Origin of the sequence: Chryseobacterium phosphatilyticum (assembly GCF_002899825.2) — a bacterium.
Classification (GTDB): domain Bacteria; phylum Bacteroidota; class Bacteroidia; order Flavobacteriales; family Weeksellaceae; genus Chryseobacterium; species Chryseobacterium phosphatilyticum.
Genome location: NZ_PPED02000007.1, coordinates 39962 through 54105 on the forward strand (window position 1 = coordinate 39962; position 14144 = coordinate 54105).

At 36.3% G+C, this 14144-nt stretch carries 16 protein-coding genes; 4 read left to right on the forward strand and 12 right to left on the reverse strand.

Translation table 11 applies throughout. The features are described 5' to 3' along the window. Positions 1-827 precede the first annotated feature (827 nt). The 3 genes from C1631_RS21535 (at position 828) to C1631_RS21545 (ending at position 2876) form a co-directional block, all read left to right on the forward strand. Entirely contained in the window at positions 828-1304 is a 477-nt protein-coding gene (locus tag C1631_RS21535; RefSeq protein ID WP_109714150.1) for a hypothetical protein, read from the forward strand. After that, on the forward strand, positions 1282-1791 hold the full coding sequence (locus C1631_RS24420; RefSeq protein ID WP_228441419.1) for a hypothetical protein: 510 nt from the start codon (positions 1282-1284) through the stop codon (positions 1789-1791). Before C1631_RS21535 ends, C1631_RS24420 begins: the two co-directional genes overlap by 23 nt. A 482-nt stretch (positions 1792-2273) precedes the next feature. After that, positions 2274-2876 carry an outer membrane beta-barrel protein gene (locus C1631_RS21545; protein ID WP_103248210.1) on the forward strand — a complete coding sequence of 201 codons (603 nt, stop codon included), beginning with the start codon at positions 2274-2276 and terminating at the stop codon, positions 2874-2876. A 68-nt stretch (positions 2877-2944) separates the two neighbouring features. Here C1631_RS21545 and C1631_RS21550 read toward each other — a convergent pair whose 3' ends face one another. The 3 genes from C1631_RS21550 to C1631_RS21560 all read right to left on the reverse strand — a co-directional run bounded on the left by C1631_RS21550 (position 2945) and on the right by C1631_RS21560 (position 5403). Further along, positions 2945-3892, reverse strand: coding sequence for a transketolase family protein (locus C1631_RS21550; RefSeq protein WP_103248209.1), 948 nt, complete (start codon positions 3890-3892; stop codon positions 2945-2947). A gap of 30 nt (positions 3893-3922) precedes the next feature. After that, on the reverse strand, positions 3923-4798 hold the full coding sequence (locus C1631_RS21555) for a transketolase (RefSeq protein ID WP_228441421.1): 876 nt from the start codon (positions 4796-4798) through the stop codon (positions 3923-3925). An 86-nt stretch (positions 4799-4884) separates the two neighbouring features. Next, a complete protein-coding gene (locus tag C1631_RS21560) occupies positions 4885-5403 on the reverse strand; it encodes a hypothetical protein (protein ID WP_103248207.1) in 519 nt (172 codons plus the stop codon). A 229-nt stretch (positions 5404-5632) separates the two neighbouring features. Between C1631_RS21560 and C1631_RS21565 the strand changes: the two genes are divergently transcribed. Then, a complete protein-coding gene (locus tag C1631_RS21565; protein ID WP_109714154.1) occupies positions 5633-7867 on the forward strand; it encodes a zinc-dependent metalloprotease in 2235 nt (744 codons plus the stop codon). Positions 7868-7956: 89 nt separating this feature from the next. On the opposite strand, the gene C1631_RS21570 is transcribed toward C1631_RS21565, so the two are convergent. From C1631_RS21570 to C1631_RS21610, 9 genes are all read right to left on the reverse strand, one after another. After that, positions 7957-9516, reverse strand: a complete 1560-nt coding sequence (locus C1631_RS21570; RefSeq protein WP_109714156.1) for a sodium:solute symporter — start codon at positions 9514-9516, stop codon at positions 7957-7959. Between the two features lie 214 nt (positions 9517-9730). After that, entirely contained in the window at positions 9731-10018 is a 288-nt protein-coding gene (locus C1631_RS21575; RefSeq protein ID WP_185144690.1) for a GNAT family N-acetyltransferase, read from the reverse strand. 1 nt (position 10019) lies between these two features. Beyond that, positions 10020-10415 (reverse strand): OsmC family protein, encoded by a 396-nt coding sequence (locus tag C1631_RS21580; protein WP_109714158.1) that lies wholly within the window; start codon positions 10413-10415, stop codon positions 10020-10022. Further along, on the reverse strand, positions 10415-10633 hold the full coding sequence (locus C1631_RS21585) for a (4Fe-4S)-binding protein (protein ID WP_103248238.1): 219 nt from the start codon (positions 10631-10633) through the stop codon (positions 10415-10417). Before C1631_RS21585 ends, C1631_RS21580 begins: the two co-directional genes overlap by 1 nt. 1 nt (position 10634) lies before the next feature. Further along, positions 10635-11213: a TMEM175 family protein gene (locus C1631_RS21590; RefSeq protein ID WP_103248239.1), complete on the reverse strand. Its 579-nt coding sequence runs from the start codon at positions 11211-11213 to the stop codon at positions 10635-10637. Continuing rightward, positions 11206-11745, reverse strand: a complete 540-nt coding sequence (locus C1631_RS21595; RefSeq protein ID WP_103248240.1) for an NADPH-dependent FMN reductase — start codon at positions 11743-11745, stop codon at positions 11206-11208. Before C1631_RS21595 ends, C1631_RS21590 begins: the two co-directional genes overlap by 8 nt. A gap of 16 nt (positions 11746-11761) precedes the next feature. Next, positions 11762-12661 (reverse strand): pirin family protein, encoded by a 900-nt coding sequence (locus C1631_RS21600; RefSeq protein WP_109714160.1) that lies wholly within the window; start codon positions 12659-12661, stop codon positions 11762-11764. A gap of 52 nt (positions 12662-12713) precedes the next feature. Continuing rightward, on the reverse strand, positions 12714-13025 hold the full coding sequence (locus tag C1631_RS21605) for a GNAT family N-acetyltransferase (protein WP_103248242.1): 312 nt from the start codon (positions 13023-13025) through the stop codon (positions 12714-12716). A 154-nt stretch (positions 13026-13179) separates the two neighbouring features. Further along, the gene (locus C1631_RS21610) at positions 13180-14055 is read right to left on the reverse strand and encodes a pirin family protein (RefSeq protein WP_103248243.1); all 876 of its coding nucleotides are present in this window, start codon (positions 14053-14055) and stop codon (positions 13180-13182) included. Positions 14056-14144 lie beyond the last annotated feature (89 nt).

The window sequence follows — 14144 nt, forward strand, 5'->3', positions numbered from 1 at the left end:
TTTTGACGAATTTGTCTCACACAAAAATCTGAAGGAAATAGAGTATGATATTTTAAGGGGAGGGAAGATGCAATTCATGGTCTCATCACCGGCCTGTTGCTTTCTTGGTCTTTTTATCAATAAAAGAATTGAGTTTTCCTGAAATTATTCCTTTTTTCAGGATTTTGCACTTTTGTCATCTCATGTATAGTATTTGAGAGCCTTGCCTGGAGCCATTGCCTGATCTACTTTTGCATTAAATGTAAATTCCGGGGAGAACTCCCACTTTTGAATTTCTGCTACTGTAATGCGCTTAATGCCTGTCCGGATATATTTTAGTTGTTACTCCTCTCGTGTTTTTCCTTTGAAAAGAAATCAGATTGTACTTTCACTCTTACAATTGCTTACATTGTTTTGTCTATAACTTGCATAGCTTTAAAAAGATATTCAAAATCATGAAACTGGCTATCCTTTTTGTAAATATATAACTTGATTTAATAGGATTAAGCTATTTTTACCGCCCATTTCAAAAAAGAGAGGATAATGGATTTCGAGACTTTAAGAGTGCAGATAGAAGTCGGCCTCACAGCCGTACTACTATAATTTGTGAGAATTATGCTGAAAAAAATGTTCCGGATGCCTTTTGTCAAAACAATGATCCTTACGATCTGATGCGTTTTAACAGATCCATTGTAAAACTTTTAGTAGGAGAAGAAGTTAAAAGAAAATATCCAAACCCACAATAAAATTAAAACTGTAGTGAGGATATGATTTTTAGATAAAAACTAATTGCTTACTTTTATCCGCCATTTTGTTAAACTTTTAAACCAAAATATAAAAAAACTAATATGAATACACTTTCATTCTATAAAAAAGACGGAAATCTATATGTCTTTAAAAATCAGCCTGTATTTATAGCGATATTGTCTATCATTTTTTTAGCAATAGCAGTCTGGACTTTTAGTAGTATAAAACTTTTAAGTTTGGCTCTCATAGCTCTTGTTGTCCTTATTGTAATTAATTTCTTTGCTAAAAAATTTATTATTGATGTCGAAAGACAAACCATTACAGGGAAACATAGCATTTTTGTTCCTGCACAGACGTATTCTATGAATGATTTTACCAATTTTGAAGTAATTGCTACTAAATATATGGGATTGATTACTACCAACGTCATGTTATCTGCTCACTTTAATATCAACGGAAAAGATAAACGACTCACCATTGGACAGGCTCTTACCCAAAAAGGAATACAGAAAATGGTCAACGAAACTGAAGATATCATGGCTATTAATCAGGATCATGGACGCAATCGACCGCTATAAGTTTGAAGAAAACGGAAGTGAAATCCGTTTTATGCCGAACTACAGCTACCTCCGTACCTTGGTCTGGTGGTTGGCATTGGGTATAGTTGCGCTTGTAGCGATATTATTTTATTATCGAGGTCAATGGTCCGGTGGTCATTTGGGAATTACCCTGATACCGTGGGGTGCTTATATGGCGTACTTTCTGTATGATCTGCTTTTCAAAGTTCCGGCTACCTATATTTTTGATAAATCGGAAAGATGTATTTACAAAAAACTTTATTGGTCAAAAAAAATTATGACTTTTGATGAAATGACCTATTTTATCAGGGATGATAGAGGAGGAGCCTATTATGCAATTGGTAAGAAAAGAAATCAGTTCGTAAAAAATTATAAAATCAGTAATTACTTTACAGATTCTAAAGCCTCAAGAAAAAGAGAAGAAGAATACCTGGAAAAAATATTTCATCCAATACTACGAACGATTGGAAATACTGCGAATCCATAGAGTAATCGTTGACTGTAGATCAGACTTTTATAGGGAAGCCCTTTTCAGCATTTTTGGATGTATAGTCGAAATCTGCAATGCATATAAGAGAAAGGAATTTGAAAAAGGATGACAAACTTACCATGAAATAAAAAAGATTTTTTTATATGTGTGAAAAATTTTGTTAATCTTTAAAAATTCTTTTTTAATTATCTGATTGTTAATATGTTGTGTTTTATATTTTGTATGAAAATATATAAAACGTAATTTATATGATGAACAAAATTTAGATAAAATAAAATTCATGCAAAATGTTAAAAATTGCTAATTTTTTTTATCAAATCTAATGTTTTATTTTGATGTGTAGATAGTATTTTTAATTTTATATTACTTATTTACAGTGTATTACTTGTTGTTTTTTATGACTTTAATACTGTCTTTTATTTAACATATATTATGATTTGGCATACTGATTGTTAATGAATGAATAAAATTCAAAAAGTATGAAAAAAATCTTAGTGGTGACTGCCATCGCAGTATTTGGAATGGTAAGTGCTCAGAAAAACACTCTTTTAGTAGGAGGGAACATTGGCTATAGCAATGACAGTAACAAGTTCATGGGGAACAAAGTTTCCAGTACCGAAGCGTTTACCTTTACCCCAACGGTAGGTTATCAGTTTCACAAAAACTGGACGGTAGGTATTAACTCTGTTATTACTTCTGGTAAAAATGAGGAAGGTATTAATAATAGTGCTTCCACTGTAAAAAACAATGAATTTGCTATTGGTCCATTCGTTCGTTATGCAGTTCCTTTAGGTGATATTTTTGCTGTTTATGGAGATTTAGGTGCCGGGTATCAAAATCAGAATATGAAAACAACTACCATGGGTTCTACCAGTGAAGTGAAAGCTAACGGTTTCTATACCAACTTTACCCCTGCGTTATTTATCAATTTCAAAAATGGATTTGGATTAAACTTCAATATTGGAGGGATTAAATACAGTCATTTAAAAGCAGATGGTATTGATGCTACCAACAGTAATTTTACGTTTTCTTTCGGAAAAGAAATTGGAGTAGGAATTTCTAAAAACTTTGGATTGAAATAATTATTTTAAACAACAAAATAACAAAGCCGTCCCACTGGGACGGCTTGTTTTGTTTTTATAATTGACTCTTAATTAGCCAGAATTCTCTTTACAGCTTCTTTCACTGCTGCAGCATCAATTTTATACTTCTTCATCAATTCTGCAGGCGTTGCAGACTCTCCGAAGGTATCATTTACTGCTACAAACTCTTGTCTTGTAGGTCTTTTTCTTGCAAGCATTCCTGCAACAGACTCTCCTAAACCACCAAGGTAGTTATGCTCTTCAGCAGTTACGATCTTTCCTGTTTTCTCTACAGATTTTAAAATGATCTCTTCGTCTAAAGGTTTAATGGTGTGGATGTTGATCACTTCGCAAGAAATACCCTCTTTTTCAAGCTCATCAGCCGCGACAAGAGATTCCCATACAAGGTGTCCCGTTGCAACAATAGTTACATCAGTTCCTTCCTGCAACAGAATTCCTTTTCCAATTTCAAAAGGCATATCCTCAGGAATGAATACAGGGACAGTAGGTCTTCCGAATCTTAAATATACAGGACCTTCATGATCTGCAATCGCAATAGTAGCGGCTTTAGTCTGGTTGTAGTCACAAGGGTTGATTACAGTCATTCCCGGAAGCATTTTCATCATACCGATGTCCTCCAGTACCTGGTGAGTAGCACCATCTTCTCCTAAAGTAAGACCAGCGTGAGATGCACATATTTTTACATTCTTTCCCGAGTAAGCGATAGACTGACGGATCTGGTCATACACTCTTGAAGTAGAAAAGTTGGCGAAAGTTCCCGTAAAAGGAATTTTCCCGGTAATGCTAAGACCTGCAGCAAGTCCCATCATATTAGCTTCAGCGATACCTACCTGAAAGAATCTTTCCGGTGCCTTTTCAATGAATTTCTCCATTTTCAAAGAACCAATAAGGTCTGCGCAAAGTGCTACAACATTAGGATTTTTGTCAGCAAGTTCTGCCAATCCGGCTCCGAATCCTGAACGAGTGTCCTTTTTTTCTGTATATGTATATTTCATTTTTATTTTTTTAATCGAGATATTAAGATATTAGTAGTCAGCCGGAGCCTCTAAATATAACTGTTTGAAAGCGGTTTCCAATTGCTCATCATTAGGAGCTTTACCATGCCATGCGTGAGAACCCATCATATAATCTACTCCGTAACCCATTTCGGTATGAAGCATAATCGCTACCGGTTTTCCTTTTCCTGTTTCTGTTTTTGCTCTCTCAAGGATTGCGATTACAGCTTCAAGATCATTGCCGTTTTTCTCTTCTAAAACAATCCATCCGAATGCTTCCAATTTTGCATGAAGATTTCCTAAACTTAATACATCATCTGTATCTCCGTCAATCTGACGCCCGTTGTAGTCAATTGTTGAAATGATATTATCTACCTTTTTAGCAGCAGCATACATCAAAGCTTCCCAGATCTGACCTTCCTGAAGTTCTCCATCGCCATGAAGAGTGTAAACAATAGATTGATCCCCATCCAGTTTTTTACCCTGTGCTACCCCAAGAGCAACAGAAAGTCCTTGCCCAAGAGAACCTGAAGCGATTCTGATCCCCGGCAGACCTTCATGAGTCGTTGGGTGACCCTGTAATCTTGAATCCAGTTTTCTGAAAGTACTTAGTTCCTCCACAGGAAAGAAACCGAACCTTGCTAAAGTAGAATAGAATACCGGTGAAATGTGTCCGTTTGACAAATAAAAATGATCTTCATTTTTTCCCTCCATTGTAAAAGGAAGATGATAGTTCATCACCTTTCCGTAAAGTGCTGTAAAGAATTCTGTACAACCTAAACTTCCACCCGGGTGTCCTGAATTAACTGCATGAACCATTCTTAAAATGTCTCTTCTGATCTGTGTAGTAAGAGATTTTAACTCTTCGATACTTTTACTCATTATATCTGATTTATTTGCACACAAATCTACAATTTTTTAGTGGCTTACGGAAATGCAAAAATCCGGATTCGAAAATCCGGATTTTGTTATATTGATATAATTTTATGCTTTTAACAGCCCTCATTGAGGTAAACTGAAATTTCAGTAACAATATTGTTCACAAATTTGAAGGTTAAGTGTGTTCCGGCCTGACTGTCTTCAAGGGTGAAATAACCAACGTCTTTTATTGGTTTGCCTTTTTCGTCCCAATCAGGTCGTACAGCGAAGCTATTATAATTCCTATACGCATTGATAAGGTCATCTCTCGTGCTTCCAACACCGATTCCGCTTTTCGTTTTAAACTTTTTACTGGTAGTGGTCATATAGGTAATAGAGGAAACACTCGGATTGGCTTCATTGATGTAATTATCAAACAGATCAATCTGGATGGTTTCACCATTGTACTTTACAAGGTTTTTTTTATCTCCGTCTGTGTTTTTCAGTTTGACGCCGGCAATTTTTTCAGCTTCAACCTTAGGCATAAAAACTTTATAAGGACCGATTCTCAAAGTGGAAACTTCGAAATTTTCCTGTGCATTCATATAACCAAATGCCAGGACCATAACGAAAAGTGAAATGATTTTTTTCATAGTTTTCTATTCTGTTTTTTATGAGTTATTGTTATTGTTTTCAAAGATACTGAAAATAGACAATTTTGTATGAAATAATCAATAATGTAAAGAGTAGTGATATTTTATTTTATGCTTTTATATTGCATTTTTAATATTTATTTTACAAATATTTAAGTGTTTTTATGTATATATTGATTGTGTTTGCTAATTTTTTATATCTTTATGAAACAACTTAAATCCCAGAAATATGAAAATCAAACAATTACTTTACCTGGGGATATTCATAATATCCATTTCCCTTGGAAAAGCACAGGATTTCTTTAAAGCGGTCAGCGAGGAGTCTATTAAAGGTGAATTCAAAAACAGGACTGTGCAACCTGAAAAGTTTCTAACCTACAAATTAGATGTAACTGCAATGAAAAATTATTTTGTTTCAGTTCCTGAACTAAGAGATGACCAGCTTAAAACTCATGCACCCATTATTGTTCTTCCTATGCCTGATGGAACAAAAACAAAATTTAAAATTTGGAAATCTTCTGTTATGGCTCCGGAATTAGCGGCAAAATATCCTCATGTAGTAACGTTTACAGGGCAAGGAGTGGATGACCCGTATGCCACAATAAAACTGGATTTTACAGAATTAGGCTTTCATGCTCAAATAAAATCAGTAATAACCGGAGATACATATATTGACCCTTACGCCAAAACAGATATTAGTAATTATATTATTTATAGAAAAAGCGATTTGACGGATAAATCCCAGAGAGTTTGTGAAACAAAGGATGAGGATGCTTTTCTTCAAAAAAAAAGCGCTCAAAAAAGCGTTACTCCAAGCGTAGGAACCCAAATTAGAGTGTTTCGTTTTGCTGTAGCTTGTACAGGAGAATATGCAAAGGCAGCTACAGGACTGGCTACACCTACTGTTGCTCAAACTTTATCAGCTATAGTGACAACCGTAAACAGGGTAAATGGAGTTTATGAGCAGGAAGTTGCTTCAAGACTGGTATTGGTACCCAATGAAACTAATGTTATTTTTACTGATCCTGCTACAGATCCTTTCAATGGAAATAATAGTGCAGGTACATTAATTAATGAGAGCCAAACTCAAATTGATTTATTAATAGGAAATGCTAACTATGATATCGGACATACCTTTAGTACCGGTGGTGGTGGATTGGCCGGATTGGGTGTGATCTGCAGCACAACTTCAAAAGCAAGAGGAATTACCGGTTCACCAAACCCGGTTGGAGACCCTTATGATATAGATTATGTTGCTCACGAAGTAGGCCATCAGTTCGGAGGTCCGCACACTTTTAATGCAATAACAGGGAGTTGTAATGGTAACCGCAGTGCAGCTAATGCCGTAGAACCCGGAAGTGGAATTACCATTATGGCATATGCAGGGATCTGTGGTAGTGTCAATAATCTGGCAGCTAACAGTATTGCTATTTTTCATACACGCTCATTTCAATCTATTACTTCCAAAGTTCAGTCAACAGCATGTCAGGTGACTACTCCTGTTGCTAATACGGCTCCTACGGTGACTGCAGGAGGCGACTATACAATTCCTAAAGGAACGCCATTTAAGTTAGCAGGATCCGCTACAGATATGGAAAATAGCGGAATTACTTATTGCTGGGAACAAAATGATAATGGCCCTGCCGGAGACTGGAATGTTGCGACCGGAAATGCTGCTATATTCAGATCATTTATGCCTGTAACAGTTCCGTACAGATATTTTCCAAAATTGACCGATATTATTAATAATACTACTTCTAAAGGAGAAATTTTGCCATCCTACTCAAGAACAATGGAATTCAGATTAACTGCGAGAGATAATAATGCCGGCTGTGCGGGTGTTGCAAATGATGATGCTATTATTACGGTAGATGGAGCTTCAGGACCATTCCTGGTAACGGCACCGAGTTCAGCCGTGACATGGACGGGCAATTCTTCCCAAACAATAACATGGGATGTTGCCAATACAACGGCAGCTCCGGTAAGTTGTGCGAATGTAAGTATTTTACTTTCAACAGACGGTGGTCTTACCTATCCTACGACACTGATAGCTTCTACTCCAAATGACGGTTCAGAAATGATTACCATCCCTGACGTTAGTACTACACAAGCCAGAATTATGGTGGCAGGAGAAGGAAATGTATTTTTTAATATTAATCCTGTTAATTTTACGATCAATAGAGATGCGTTAGCAGTAACTGAAGTCAATGGAAATAAAGATATTTTTGTTGTATATCCTAACCCAGGCAAAGGACTGCTGAATATTAAATTCGCCAATTCCAATGAAACGTACGATATTACAGTATACGACGTAAGTGGAAGGCTGGTATTTAACCAGAAAGATAATAAACCGGGCTCTGATAAAGTGGGAACTTTTAACTTAACTCATTTGATGAAGGGAGATTACCTGATTAAGATCAAATCCAAAACGATTGATAAAACGGTTAAATGGATTAAAGAATAACATAACCCATACATTAACATTATAAAAAGGCTGTTTTCAATAGTGAAAACAGCCTTTTGAATTTTTATGACAGAAATTTATTTTTGTCATCATACGACTCTCAAATATTGTTTGTCTTTCACCATCCACAATCCGATAAATGTCAATAAACCATTAAGAACGATCAGTTCTACACCGATACGGTAATCTGTGTATGAAGTAACTGCAAAATTGATCAGATAAGTGGCTATCGGAGCGAGTATCGTTACTGCGAGAATGGCGTATTTCTTTGAAATTTTGAATTTGGTAAAAATTCCAAATGCAAAAAGTCCAAGTAGTGGTCCATAAGTATAACCGGCAATCTCCATAATGAGGTAAACAATCGATTTGTCGTTGAGTGCTTTAAAAACCATAATCAGGATAAAGAAAACGACAGTGAAGGTCAAATGTACTTTCATACGAAGACGTTTCTTCTCTTTTTCAGTTTTAGTTTTATCTTCATTGAGGTTTAATAAATCAACACAGTACGAGCTGGTTACTGCCGTTAAGGCACCATCGGCAGAAGGGAATAATGCTGAGATTAATCCAATAATAAAAATAACAGAAATAGCCATTGGAAAATAACCCTGAAGGGAGAGAGCAGGGAAAAGATCATCCCCCATAATATTTTTTATATTACCCGAAGCATCTTTAAATCCAAAAATATGAGTTAGAGTTTCTCCATTAATTGTTCCATAGTCAGCTCCGTGTTGTAAGGCAAAAAGATAAAGCAGACCTCCTAAAAACAGGAATGCAAGGTTCACAATAAGAAGTGTACCTGCAAACGTGAGCATGTTCTTTTTTGAATTTTTTAGATTGTCTACAGAAATGTTCTTTTGCATCATTTCCTGATCAAGGCCGGTCATGGAAATCGTAATGAAAATTCCACCTAAGATGGTTTTGAGGAAAAATGTTTTGGAGTTGGGGTCAAAATTAATAAAGTGAGTATAATTTTTCTGTTCCAGAATAGTATAGGCTTCACCAAAAGATAAATTAAGATTGGATAAGATATAAACAATGCAGCCAACTAAACTGATGATCATAAAAGAAGTCTGTAAGGTGTCAGTGATGACAATTGTTTTGACTCCTCCTTCAAAAGTATAGAGAAGAACCATCAGTAAAAGAACGAGGGAGGTAGCCCAAAAAGGAACTCCCAATCCTTCAAGCAGAAAAATCTGTAAAACATTAACTACCAGATAAAGTCTTGCTGTAGCTCCAATCGCGCGGGAAATAATAAAAAATATGGAGCCTATTTTGTGGGCTTCTACATTAAATCTTTTTCCCAAATAAGTATAAATGGAAGTCAGATTCATTTTATAATACAGAGGAAGCAAGATCGCTGCAACGATAAAATATCCGATGAAAAAACCGATCACCATCATGTAATATTCAAAACCTCCATAAATATATTCTGAGCCGGTCATTTTTCCTACTGTTCCGGGTACTGAAATAAATGTAACACCACTTAAACTGGTTCCTATCATTCCAAATGCTACGAGCCACCATTTACTTTTTTTATTTCCGATAAAGAATGACTGGTTGTCAGAATTCCGGCTGGTAAAATAAGAGATTACCAAAAGACCTACGAAATAGACAAAGACAAATAGCAAAAGGATAGTTCCTGGATTCATGCTTAATTTTTAAATTTTAGCAAATATATAAAAAAGATCAGTCGTGAATGATGAATTTGAAATACATGTAGCTTTAAGGAGAACTATGAAATCTTCACTTGGGTTCGTTATCAATTTTTGGAGAAAGAAAATGATTTGTATTTGAAAAATTAAAATAAAAAAACCTTTCAAAGAATTACTCTGAAAGGCTTATATGGTAGGGTGAAAACAGTGACTAATTCACTAAAACATCCTGAAGTTCCGGACTTTTTTGAAAACTTGCTTTGGCGAAAGGACAAAGAGGAATGATCTTCTTTCCATTCTTTCGGGCAAAATCTACAGCCGCTAGAAGCATTTCTTTACCTACGCCCTTTCCGTTGTAAGCCTCTTCTACTTCAGTGTGGTCTATGATAAATCTTTCTTCTCCTGCCCAGGTATAGGTCATTACTCCTGCGCGTCTTCCATCTATGAAAGCTTCAAAACTTCCGTGTTTTTCGTCGTTGTTTTGTTTTACTTCGATCATGTTATGAGAATTTAGTTAGTATTTCTATGTCGTTAGTTAATATTTTATGCACAGGGCAGGCATCCGCAATCGTATGAAGTCTTTTCATTTGTTCTTCATCCAGAATTCCTTCAAAGCTGATATCTCTTCTGAAAATGGCTCTTTTTGTGAGTGGAAAATTTTCTAGCTCAACTTCAACGTTAATGTTTTCCACATCCCATTCTTTTCTTTCAATGTACATTCTCAATGTTGCTGCTGTACAGCTTGCAAGAGATGTCGCAAGAATTTCCAGGGGATTAAATCCTTTATTTTGCCCGCCTTTATCGATAGGTTCATCAGTGATGATTTGATTTTCACCTGCCGTCACCTCTGTATAATATTTTGTTTTTCCTAATCTTGCTTTTACCGTTACTGCCATTATTGTTTTGTATTGAATTTATAACCTAATGCTCCCGAAGGGCATAGATCTATTTGTTTTCTGAGTTCTTCGGGTGTTGCATTTTCTGCTTTTATCCAAGGTCTGTCTTTAGGATTGTAGACTTTGGGAAGAGTTTTTACACATATAGCAGAGTGAATACACTTTTTGGGTTGCCAGATTACTGTGATGTCACCGTTAGGATATTCGTGTGTTTCCATATCAATTTTCTTTTAATGATTTTTCGATTCTTCTGTCCGGAATCAGCCATATAAGAGCCACGATATAATAAAAACCTATGGCAATATAAGGATAAAAAAATGAAGTAGCGATTCCTAAGACATAAAAAATAATCGATATATATTCTTTAAATGTTGAATGTATTGCTTCTTTGAGCTTTGAGTTTTCTCCTTCACATCGGATGATAACATGTTCTAAAATAGTGTAGGCAATTGCACTCATAATAAGTCCGAAGCCATAGGCGGCTACAGGATTTTTAGCAAAATGAGTGGTTCCGATCCATTCTGTAGCAATAGGCATCAGGGATAACCAGAACAACAAATGCAGGTTTGCCCATAGGATAGCACCATTTACCTTTTTAACAGTTTGAAATAAATGGTGATGATTATTCCAGTAAATTCCTACATAAATAAAACTAAAAATATAAGCCAGAAATTTAGGCATAATAGGTGTAAGACTGGTCCAGTTGCTTCCTTCCGGTACCTTGAGTTCAAGAACCATGATGGTAATAATGATTGCCAAAACACCATCGCTGAAAGCTTCCAGTCTTCCTTTAGTCATTGGGTAATATCTGGGTTTTAAAGTTTTCTATTTTAGTTTTGAGATCAGCCAGCATATCCGGGTTAATAATGCCACTTTCGAGGTCAAAATTTTCATAAAATTTCGAAAGTGAGAAGGTCTCCCTGATATCTGCTGCAAATTGTGGAAAAAATGTTTTAGCTGTATTCATTACATTCCCTCCGCCATAGCCTCCGGGGGAAGTGCTCATCAGGAGCATTGGTTTGTTTTGAAAAAGTTTTACATTGATTCTTGAAGCCCAGTCGAAAACATTTTTAAAAGCGGCACTATACGATCTGTTGTGTTCTGCAAGTGAGCAGATGATAACATCGCAATCTTCGATAACTTTTAAAAAGCGATGTGCTTCATCCGGAAAACCTTTCTTTTCAAGATCTACCGAAAAAACAGGCATAGTGAAATCATTAAGATCAAGCAGGTTGATTTCTTCATTCGGAAAATCTTTCAGAACAAACTTTACCAGCTCCCGATTGATAGAAGTAGAGGAGGTGCTTCCGGCAAATGCTAATATTTTCATGTTTTTTTATCGGGTGTTATTTTCTGTTTAATACAGCTTTCGGGAGAGGTACATATTCGTGATCATCTCCGGGAACAAGAGGGAATGCTTCATGATTCTGATCGTTCCAGTTTACTTTCGCCTGATCAATTATTTCTTTATCAGAATTAACAAAATTCCAAAAGATAAAACGTTCTTCATCGAAAGGTTCACCTCCAAAAAGATACACCGTACCGTTTTCGCTCATGTCAAATTCACAAAGCTTCGTGTCCTTGGCGACCATCAGCTGTTTTGAACCATAAGAATTTCCTTCCGTAGTTACCGTTCCATCTAAAACATACATAGCTGCTTCACCATAAAGATCCTTACCAATGCTTATTTTTCTGGGTTCCTTTGTTTTAATTTCCAGGAAGAATAATTTGCTGTGTACAGGAACCGGAGAAGTTTTTCCAAATGCTTCGCCGGCAATTAATTTATACTGAATGCCGTCTTCTTCCCAAACAGGGATATCGTCAGCTTCAATATGACTAAACGTAGGTTCAGATTGTTCAAGATGCTTAGGTAATCCTACCCAGATTTGAAATCCATGAAGCCTTTTGTCGCTATGTCTGAGGTATTCAGGAGTTCTTTCTGAGTGTACAACCCCTTTCCCGGCAGTCATCCAGTTGACGGCCCCAGGTTTTATCTCAATAGCACTTCCGATACTGTCTCTGTGGAAAATAGATCCCTCAAGCAGATAGGTTAGAGTAGATAGTCCGATATGCGGATGAGGTGGAACATCCAGGTTTTGATAATCTTTTAGCTCAGATGGGCCCATGTGATCAATAAAGACAAAAGGTCCCACTGCTCTTTTTTCACGGAAAGGAAGAAGTCTTCCTACCAGAAAGTTTCCGATATCTGCTGCTTTTTCTTCGATGATTAGTCCTATATTTGACATAGTGTGTAGTGCTTTTTTAATTGTTTACTTAGTTTAGAAAGCGATGGTATATTTAAAGTTTGTCATATCCATTAAAGTTCTCATCAACGATGCGCTTCCATTCAGGATGCTTCCTGATAAATGCGAAAACATACGGACAAAAGGGTAAAAGTTTTTTGCCACTTTCCTCAATATAATGAAGTGTTTTTTCTACTACGGCAGCTGCCGCCCCGGTTCCGGCTAATTCCGGCTCTGCTTCTGTGTGTACCAGAGCAATCTGATGCATTGTTTCACGATAATCAATAAAGGCATAATGCCCGTTGAATTCTATTTCAAATCTTTTATCAGTTTTTACCAGAGGTATATTTTCAAATTCTTGTTTCATGATTCTTTTCCTATAGAGGTAATTTTGTGTGAAGAGCAAACCTGACAGGTACTTAAAACCTGTTAGGTTTGCTTGTTAATTTTTATGGTTACCCTAATATTATATAAAGTTAATAAAAAAGGAATAACCAAAGATTACGATAAATTTAATTTTGTTAATCTTCAAGGTAACCGAACTTTCCGGTGTTAAAGTCTTCAAATGCCTGCATAATTTCCTCTCTGGAATTCATTACAAAAGGTCCATGAGGGTAAATTGGCTCATTAATAGGTTCCCCACTGATGATTAACACCACTGAATCTTCGTTGGCCTCAATAGTGAATATTTCTCCTTCATTTTTAAACAAGGCAAAATGATCGGCCTTTACATGCTCTTCTCCGTTGATTGTGATATTTCCTTCAATTACCAAAGCTGCAGTATTGAAATGAGCAGGAAAATTAAATGTTGCTTTTCCTCCCGCTTTAAGTTTTGCGTTCATCATATGAACGGGAGTAAATGTAGTAGCCGGACCTTCATGCCCTTCATACTCTCCTGCGATAATTTCTATGAATCCATTGTCACCTAAATCAACTCTTTCCATTGTAGAGTTTTGAATAGCCTGATATTTTGGAGTGCTCATTTTATCTTTTGCCGGAAGGTTTACCCAAAGTTGAACCATCTGGAAAATTCCGCCATTTTTTGCCCATTCCGTTTCATGATATTCTTTATGAAGAACGCCTTTTGCAGCAGTCATCCATTGTACATCACCTTCTCCGATGATGCCACCTCCGCCGGCACTGTCATGATGTTCTACTTTTCCGCTATAAGCAATGGTTACCGTTTCAAAGCCTCTGTGTGGGTGAACTCCGACTCCTCTTGGTCTGTCTGAACCATTGAAATGAAATTTTGAATTGTAATCCAGCATGATAAACGGATCCATTCTTTTCATATCCAATCCATGTACCCCCGGAATAAAATTATGAACCCTAAAACCGTCGCCTACAAAATGCGCAGGTCTGGGAGATACTACGATTTCTACTTTTTTAGTTGCCATTATATTGTTGATTTTATATACACAAAAATACCATACTTATATGGCAAAGGCATTGATCTGTGGTAAGTTCGTAGGATGGGAAAGGAGAG

Excerpts from the sequence above, each read along its gene's own strand:
- C1631_RS21610 (WP_103248243.1), bottom strand. The coding sequence starts at position 14,055 with ATGGCAACTAAAAAAGTAGAAATCGTAGTATCTCCCAGACCTGCGCAT.
- C1631_RS21545 (WP_103248210.1), top strand. The coding sequence starts at position 2,274 with ATGAAAAAAATCTTAGTGGTGACTGCCATCGCAGTATTTGGAATGGTA.
- C1631_RS21600 (WP_109714160.1), bottom strand. The coding sequence starts at position 12,661 with ATGTCAAATATAGGACTAATCATCGAAGAAAAAGCAGCAGATATCGGA.
- C1631_RS21550 (WP_103248209.1), bottom strand. The coding sequence starts at position 3,892 with ATGAAATATACATATACAGAAAAAAAGGACACTCGTTCAGGATTCGGA.
- C1631_RS21560 (WP_103248207.1), bottom strand. The coding sequence starts at position 5,403 with ATGAAAAAAATCATTTCACTTTTCGTTATGGTCCTGGCATTTGGTTAT.
- C1631_RS21565 (WP_109714154.1), top strand. The coding sequence starts at position 5,633 with ATGAAAATCAAACAATTACTTTACCTGGGGATATTCATAATATCCATT.
- C1631_RS24420 (WP_228441419.1), top strand. The coding sequence starts at position 1,282 with ATGGACGCAATCGACCGCTATAAGTTTGAAGAAAACGGAAGTGAAATC.
- C1631_RS21590 (WP_103248239.1), bottom strand. The coding sequence starts at position 11,213 with ATGACTAAAGGAAGACTGGAAGCTTTCAGCGATGGTGTTTTGGCAATC.
- C1631_RS21580 (WP_109714158.1), bottom strand. The coding sequence starts at position 10,415 with ATGGCAGTAACGGTAAAAGCAAGATTAGGAAAAACAAAATATTATACA.
- C1631_RS21585 (WP_103248238.1), bottom strand. The coding sequence starts at position 10,633 with ATGGAAACACACGAATATCCTAACGGTGACATCACAGTAATCTGGCAA.
- C1631_RS21535 (WP_109714150.1), top strand. The coding sequence starts at position 828 with ATGAATACACTTTCATTCTATAAAAAAGACGGAAATCTATATGTCTTT.
- C1631_RS21570 (WP_109714156.1), bottom strand. The coding sequence starts at position 9,516 with ATGAATCCAGGAACTATCCTTTTGCTATTTGTCTTTGTCTATTTCGTA.
- C1631_RS21575 (WP_185144690.1), bottom strand. The coding sequence starts at position 10,018 with ATGATCGAAGTAAAACAAAACAACGACGAAAAACACGGAAGTTTTGAA.
- C1631_RS21595 (WP_103248240.1), bottom strand. The coding sequence starts at position 11,745 with ATGAAAATATTAGCATTTGCCGGAAGCACCTCCTCTACTTCTATCAAT.
- C1631_RS21605 (WP_103248242.1), bottom strand. The coding sequence starts at position 13,025 with ATGAAACAAGAATTTGAAAATATACCTCTGGTAAAAACTGATAAAAGA.